At 64.1% G+C, this 7,125-nt stretch carries 6 protein-coding genes; 2 read left to right on the top strand and 4 right to left on the bottom strand.

Annotated elements, in window-relative coordinates:
• Positions 1 to 682: 682 nt before the first annotated feature.
• From EGJ86_RS16780 to EGJ86_RS16770, 3 genes are all read right to left on the bottom strand, one after another.
• Complete coding sequence (locus EGJ86_RS16780; protein WP_106734839.1) at positions 683 to 1,240, bottom strand: hypothetical protein; 558 nt, start codon at positions 1,238 to 1,240, stop codon at positions 683 to 685.
• Positions 1,241 to 1,305: 65 nt separating this feature from the next.
• A complete protein-coding gene (locus EGJ86_RS16775; RefSeq protein ID WP_125835868.1) occupies positions 1,306 to 2,505 on the bottom strand; it encodes an MFS transporter in 1,200 nt (399 codons plus the stop codon).
• Between the two features lie 74 nt (positions 2,506 to 2,579).
• Positions 2,580 to 3,503 (bottom strand): LysR family transcriptional regulator, encoded by a 924-nt coding sequence (locus EGJ86_RS16770; RefSeq protein WP_125835867.1) that lies wholly within the window; start codon positions 3,501 to 3,503, stop codon positions 2,580 to 2,582.
• A 294-nt stretch (positions 3,504 to 3,797) separates the two neighbouring features.
• On the opposite strand from EGJ86_RS16770, the gene EGJ86_RS16765 reads away from it, so the two are divergent.
• Together EGJ86_RS16765 and EGJ86_RS16760 are read left to right on the top strand one after the other, a co-directional pair.
• A complete protein-coding gene (locus EGJ86_RS16765; protein WP_125835866.1) occupies positions 3,798 to 4,847 on the top strand; it encodes an SDR family oxidoreductase in 1,050 nt (349 codons plus the stop codon).
• Positions 4,848 to 4,893: 46 nt separating this feature from the next.
• Positions 4,894 to 6,204: an NTP/NDP exchange transporter gene (locus tag EGJ86_RS16760; protein ID WP_125835865.1), complete on the top strand. Its 1,311-nt coding sequence runs from the start codon at positions 4,894 to 4,896 to the stop codon at positions 6,202 to 6,204.
• A 53-nt stretch (positions 6,205 to 6,257) separates the two neighbouring features.
• Here EGJ86_RS16760 and EGJ86_RS16755 read toward each other — a convergent pair whose 3' ends face one another.
• Positions 6,258 to 6,959, bottom strand: coding sequence for a glutathione S-transferase N-terminal domain-containing protein (locus EGJ86_RS16755; protein WP_125835864.1), 702 nt, complete (start codon positions 6,957 to 6,959; stop codon positions 6,258 to 6,260).
• Positions 6,960 to 7,125 lie beyond the last annotated feature (166 nt).

Raw genomic sequence — 7,125 nt, 5'->3', positions numbered from 1 at the left:
TCTTGCTTGCCCAAGAGAAAGTAACCAAAGAGAAGGGCACCCCACCATCCGGCCCCGGCTGCGCCGGGGTTCCCTCGCTCCATCACCGCTCCAGGGGCACGCCACGAAGGGCCATCCCTGGCCCATCGTGGCTCTCGCGACATCCATGTCGCTCAACCCCTTACGCGGCGATTCCACTCGGCCTCCTGAAGGGGCATGGGCGTCGTCTGTACCATCGCAGTTGAAGAGCAAAGGCAAAGCACAGACGCCGTTAATTTCAATTTTGCGAAGATTACGCAAGCTCGCGACCCGGTCCCCTTCAGGAGGCCGAGCAGAGGTGTTGCGTAGGGGAGCGAGCCGCATGGATGCGGCGAAATACCGATGGCGGCCCCGCTTAATGGGCCATGGATGGCCCTTGTAAGCCGGCCCCGGAGCAGCGCCGGAGCGAGGAAACGCAGCGAAGCGGAGTAACAGCCGCAGGCTGGCCCGCAGGGTGAGCGCAGCGAATCAAGGTGTGGCGCCCGTAAGGGGCGCAACCCAAACGTTCAGTGGACTCGGTAATGGATAGTGCTAAGCCCGTGAGCAATACGCACACACACTTACCAGCCCGGTGCCGGCGTATCCCCCCGCGAGAGTGCTAAGAATCTGAAAAAAGCCCCGGCATCGCGCGATGCCGGGGCTTTATCCCCGCAAGTCCGTATCGCTATTTCAGCCGATAGCGTCGCAAATCATCCTGGCTCAGCAGGCGCAAGCGACCTGGTGGGGCCTGGTAGATCGCTTCGGCCAGGCTTACGTCGACGCCCATGTCGCGAAAGTACTTGGCCGGGCTGAACGCCTGGCTACCATGGGCGGCCTGCGCCAATGCCGAGTCACCGGCGGGGAAGGGTGGACGGCGCAGGGCAACGTGGCCGTTGACCGTGCGTTTGCTGCCAGCCGCCAGCAAATAGATGCAGCTGCCCTGACACATGCCGCCTGAAGGCACCAGCGCCTCGAAGCCGGTTTCGCGCAGCAGGCGCCCCATGCGGATGGCCTCCGGGGCGCTGCCGCCGATGCTGTCGAGCAGCACGATCTTGCGCGTGTGCTTGCCTGGGTTGGCGCGCAAACCCTGCAGCAGTTTCTCGTAGTCGCCGGGAACGATCTCTTCGGAAATTTTCGCTGCCAGCAGGCCGGCATTGGCCTCGACTTCGACCTGCGCCTGGACGTTCAGGGCGGTGCACAAGGTGGTGGCGATCAGGGCGACGCGTAAACGCTGAACAATCATCGGGCGGGTTCGTTGGTGGCTCGGGAGGTAGAAGATACCTTGCCCGAGTCACCTCACGCACCTGTTCAGATCGCGGCGTTCTTCTGCTGCACCTGCCACGCCCAGGCAAACAAAAGCAGGCCGCCGATGGCGGTCGCGGCGCCGATGTAGCCGGTCACCGTCCAGCCCATCCCGGCGCTGATGGCCAGGCCGCCGAGCCAGGGGCCGAGCGCGTTGGCGACGTTGAACGCGGCGTGGTTGGACGCGGCAGCGAGTGTCTGCGCGCCCGTGGCAACGTCCATCAAATGGGTCTGCAGCGCCGGGCCGAGGGCGATCATGGTGCCGAGGGCGAAGATCGCCGGCAGGATCGTCCACAGGCTGTGCGCGGCGAACGGGAAGACCAGCAGCACCAGTGTGCTCCAGGCCAGAATCCAGGCCACGGCGCGCAGGCGCAGGCGGTCGAACAGCCAGCCGCCGGCACTGTTGCCGACGATGCATCCGGCACCGAACACACCCATGGCCAGCGGAATCCAGCCGGGGCCTACCTGGGTGACGTGAAGCAGGGTCGGCGCCATGTAGCTGAACACGCAGAACATCCCGGCGAAACCGATCGAGCCGATGCCCAGGGCCAGCCAGATAGGCGCGCGGTTGAAGGCGCGCAGCTCGCCCAAGGGGCTGCTGCGCTGCTCGTTGGGGTCAGCCGGGAGGAAGATCGCGACCATGGCGATGGTGGTGATGGCGATGATGCCGACCAGGGCAAAGGCGTAGCGCCAGCTCATGAATTGGCCGAGCCAGGTAGCCAGCGGGTTGCCGATCAGGATGGCCACGGTCAGGCCGGCCAGCACCCGGCTCACCGCCTTGGCGCGTTTGTGCGGCGGCGCCATGGAGGCCGCCACCAACATGGCGATACCGAAGTAGGCGCCATGTGGCAGGCCGGCGATGAAGCGGAAAATCAGCAGCGGCTCATAACTGGGTGCCAGGGCGCTGGCGAAGTTGCCGAGGGCGAAGCAGCCCATCAGCAGCAGAAGCAGAATGCGCCGTGGCAGGCGCGCACCGAGCAGGGCCAGCACCGGTGCGCCGACCACCACGCCGAGAGCGTAGGCGCTGATCACGTGGCCGACTTGCGGCTCGCTGACGCCAAGGTCGGCGGCGACGTTGGGCATCAGACCCATGATGGCGAACTCGCCGGTGCCGATGGCGAAGCCGCCAAGGGCCAGGGCGAGTTGAATGAGAAGGATCGCGCCCGGCGACAGAGTGGTCGCGGCGCCTGATGCAGAGCTGTTCATGAGTGACCTGGAGGGGGGAAAGCAAGCGCGCAATTATAATCTCCCAGCGCCTTGCTTGGGTATTGGCGGCCGCTCTATATCGGGCTTTGAGACGAATGGTCGGCGTTGTTCAAGTCCTTCACGTAGTCGACGAAGGCGCGCAGCGGCGCTGGCACCTGGCGCCTGCTGTGGTAGTACAGGTACGGGCCGTTGAAGTGCTGCCACCAGTCCTGCATGAAGGGTTGCAACTGGCCGCTGGCCAGGGGCGCTGCGATGTATTCCTCGAAGGTGTAGAGAATGCCGTGGCCGGCGCAGGCTGCTGCGATCAGCAGGTCCTGCGACGAGCTGACCAGGCGACCCTCGGGGCTGATGCGCAGGGTGCGTCCATCCTGCTCGAACTCCCATACGCCGAGCTTGCCGCTGGCGAAACGGTAGCCGAGCAGGCGGTGCTCGCTCAGTTCGCTGGGGTGTTGTGGCGTGCCATGGCGCTGCAGGTAGCTGGGTGCTGCCACTGCCATGAAACATTGCCGGCGCGGCCCGATGGGGATGGCGATCATGTCCTTGGCCAGGCTTTCCTCGTAACGGATGCCGGCGTCATAACCGGCGCCGATGACGTCGATGAAGGTGTTGTCCATGTTCACCTCCAGCGCGATGCCGGGGTAGCGAGCGAGAAAGCCATCCAGCAGTTGCGGCAGGATGTGCCGCGCGATCACGCCGGGCACATGCAGGCGCAGTGAGCCGACGGGGTTCTGCGGATCTTCCTGCAGGTCGTTGAGCGCCGTGTTGATCTCGTCCAGCGCGGGGCGTAGACGTTCAAGCAGGCGCGCGCCGATTTCCGTCGGCGTCAGGCCACGCGTGGTGCGGTTGAGCAGGCGCACGTCCAGCTCCTTTTCCAGGCGGCGTACGCAATCGCTCAGCGACGAAGCCGACATGCCGCGGCGTTGCGCGGCAACGCGAAAGCCGCCGGCCTCGACCACGGCAGCGAACAGGGCAACATCGGATAGATTCGGTTGGCGCATGGGCGGCGGCTGGATTATTACGAAGGGTCCGATAATGCGGCGCAGCGGCCACTTTGCCAATCCTGAGTGGAGACTTGGGAGCGCGTGGGAGGGGCTTCAGCCGCGCTCTTCGCTGTGGCGGCACTCATCCCCGGATTACGCTTCGCGTCCGCGAAACACCTGGTAACTGTCCGCCTGACCGTATGCGTTGTTCGGTTTTGGCCGGCTTATCGTACGTGCCATCTGCCTGCACCCTATGTCCTGTACGTGCGCCGGGTCTGGCGCATTGAGTCAACGGACACGAGGAATCAGCCGATGGACAAGAAGAATGCTGTGGGGCGAGGCCATTCGCGTCGTGATGCCCTGAAACTGTTCGGCATGGTGGGCGGCAGCCTGGCCTTGCATGGGGTGTTGGGCGGTGTACCGACATTCGCCTGGGCCAGTACCTCACCGGGGTGGCAGGCGAGCGACATGCCCTCGCTGACCGGCAAACGCATGCTGGTCACTGGCGGCAGCAGCGGCATGGGCTTCGAGGATGCCCTGGCCCTGAGCCGCGCGGGTGCTCAGGTGATTATCGCTGCGCGCAATTCACAGCGCGGTGCGGAGAGCATCGAGCGTATTCGTGCGCAGGTGCCGGATGCGCGTCTGCGCTTCGAACAGCTGGATCTGGCCGACCTGGCCTCGGTGCGCAGCCTGGCTCAGCGCCTGAATGCCGAGGGTGAGGTACTGGACGTACTGATCAACAACGCGGCGATCATGGCGCCACCACAGCGTGGCGTGTCCCGCGATGGTTTCGAGATGCAGTTGGCGACCAACTTCCTCGGCCATTTCGCCCTGACCGGTTTGCTCCTGCCGTCGCTGCAAAAGTCGGCCGATCCGCGTGTGGTGACCCTGGCGAGCATCGCCGTGAACCGTGGCAGCATCAATTTCGATGATCTGCAGTCGCAGAACAACTACAACCCCTATGTCGCCTACGCCCAGTCGAAGCTGGCCTGCCTGATGATGGCCTTCGAGTTGCAACGGCGCAGTTTGGCCAATGACTGGGGCATCCGCAGCGTGGCCGCGCATCCTGGCGTGGCTGTCACCGAACTGGTCGAACGCGGTCCTGGACTGGAAAGCGAGTTCGCTCGCGAGTGGGCGAAGGACCGCGACGTCTATCACTCGGCAGCGCAAGGTGCGCTGTCATCGCTGTTCGCGGCGACGGCGGCCGAAGCCGAGGGCGGTCGTTATTACGGCCCGACCGGCGAAGATGAAAAACGCGGCCCGTTAGGCCTGGCCAAGGTGCCGGATGCGGCAGCCGATGCGGACGCTGCGGCGCGCCTGTGGTCGGTAGCCGAGCGTCTGACTGGCGTCAGATACGGCTGAGTGATGCCGGCGCGCCGTGCTGGCGCGCCCGTTCGAGGAATTTCCCATGTCATCGTCAACGATGGCGCAGCGCGTGGCCGTGGCCATCAACGCGCAGCGCAACGAGTTGTGGCCGGCGCTGGCCGGTTTTGCCCTGTTCTTTTGCCTGTTCTCGGGCTACTTCATGCTGCGACCGATCCGCGAGGCGATGGGCATCGTCTCCGGCGTGGAGAACCTGCAATGGTTGTTCACCGCCACGTTCGTGGTGATGCTGATCGCGGTGCCCTTGTTCGCCTGGCTCAGTTCGCGGGTGCCGCGGATTCATTTCATCGACTGGGTGTACGGTTTCTTCACCCTGAACCTCGCGCTGTTCGCCCTGTTGTTTTTCAGCGCTGATGAAAGTGTATGGCTGGCGCGTAGCTTTTACGTGTGGATCTCGGTCTACAACCTGTTCGTCGTGTCGGTGGCGTGGAGCCTGATGGCGGATGTATTCGACAGCGAACAGGCCAAGCGGCTCTTCGCTTTCATCGCCGCGGGAGCCAGTGTCGGCGGATTGGCAGGACCCGCGCTCAGTACGCTGTTGATCGGCACGCTTGGTCAGGCCGGGTTGATTCTGCTGGCCGCTGTATTGCTGGCTGTCGCGCTGACGCTCAAGCAGGTGCTGATGCGCTGGCGAGAGCAGGGTGGTGCGGGACGTGCCGGTGCGGTTCAGGCCGAGAGCCCACGCCGGCCCGTGCCGGGTAATCCGTTCAGCGGGTTGACCCGGGTACTGGCTTCGCCCTATCTGCTGGGTATCGCCGGCTTCGTGATTCTTCTGGCCACGGCCAGCACCTTTCTCTACTTCGAGCAGGCGCGTCTGATGGCCGAGCTGTTCCCGGATCGCGCGGCGCAGGTGCGGGTGTTCGGCGTGATCGATTTTGTGGTGCAGGCCGGCGCGTTGATTGCCCAACTGTTCATCACCGGGCGTATCGCGCGGCGTATGGGCGTGCGAGTGTTGTTGGCCTGTGTGCCGCTAATGGTGTGTGTCGGTTTCATCGGCCTGGCGTTGATGCCGACCTTCGCCATGCTGGCGGCGCTGATGATCGTCCGGCGTATCGGTGAATATGCCTTCGTGCGGCCTGGGCGGGAGATGCTCTTCGCGCCGCTGGATGCCGAGAGCAAGTACAAGGCGAAAAACTTCATCGACACCGTGATCTATCGCGCGGGCGACGCCATGAGTGGTTGGCTCAAGAGCCTGCTGGACATGCTGGCCCAGGGCGCCTGGCTGGTGGCGTTGGTGGGGGCTGCCAGTGCGGCGCTGTGGGGACTGCTGGGTTGGTACCTGGGCGGGCAGGCCGATCAGCGCAGTGCCGAGAAAAAGGTGGCGGCGGCTACCTGAGGCAAGTGCGAGAGAAACGATGTGGGAGTCGGTGGCCGACTCCCACAACTGCATCAGCCTCGTGCGGGGATGTTTAGGCCGCGCTGCACCGCCGGGCGAGCGAGGAAGGCATCGAGCACGCGGCGCACGTTGGTGAAGCGCTCGAGTTGCACCAGATCACCGGCCTGGTAGAAATCCGCCAGGGTGCGAATCCAGGGGAATACGGCGATGTCGGCGATGCTGTATTCGCCAGCGATCCAGTCACGGCCTTGCAAGTGTTGGTTGAGTACGCCCAGCAGGCGTGCCGATTCAGCGGCGTAACGGTCGCGTGGACGCTTGTCTTCAAACTGGTTGCCGGCGAATTTGACGAAGAAACCGAGTTGGCCAAACATCGGCCCCAGGCCGCCCATCTGCCACATCAGCCATTGAATCGTCTCGTAGCGTGCAGCGGCATCCTGCGGCAGCAGCTTGCCGGTCTTTTCCGCCAGGTAGATCAGAATCGCGCCGGACTCGAACAGCGGCAGCGGATGGCCATTGGGGCCGTCGGGATCGAGGATGGCGGGAATCTTGTTGTTCGGCGCCAGCGAGAGAAACTCGGGGCTGAATTGGTCATCGCTGCCGAAGTCGACCAGGTGCGGTTCGTAGGGCAGGCCGATTTCTTCCAGCATGATCGAGACCTTGACCCCATTGGGTGTGGGCAGCGAATACAGCTGCAGGTGCTCGGGATGCTGGGCAGGCCATTTGCGGGTGATGTGGAATGGGCTGAGGTCGGTCATGTGGGGTTCCATGTCGAATGGGCCAAAGAGCCTGTTCACGATCTGCTGCGCGTCGGCGCTACTGCGTTAAAAACAAGCTGGATCGCCAGCCCGGTCGGAATGCTCATGTACAAAAGTACACTCTGCTTCCTCGCTTGTTTTTGCCTTGTATCGCTCTAGCTCGCGA

Origin of the sequence: Pseudomonas sp. o96-267 (assembly GCF_003935465.1) — a bacterium.
Taxonomy (GTDB): domain Bacteria; phylum Pseudomonadota; class Gammaproteobacteria; order Pseudomonadales; family Pseudomonadaceae; genus Aquipseudomonas; species Aquipseudomonas sediminis.
The sequence above is the reverse complement of the archived record's forward strand: the minus strand, read 5'-3'. Positions and strand labels throughout refer to the sequence as shown.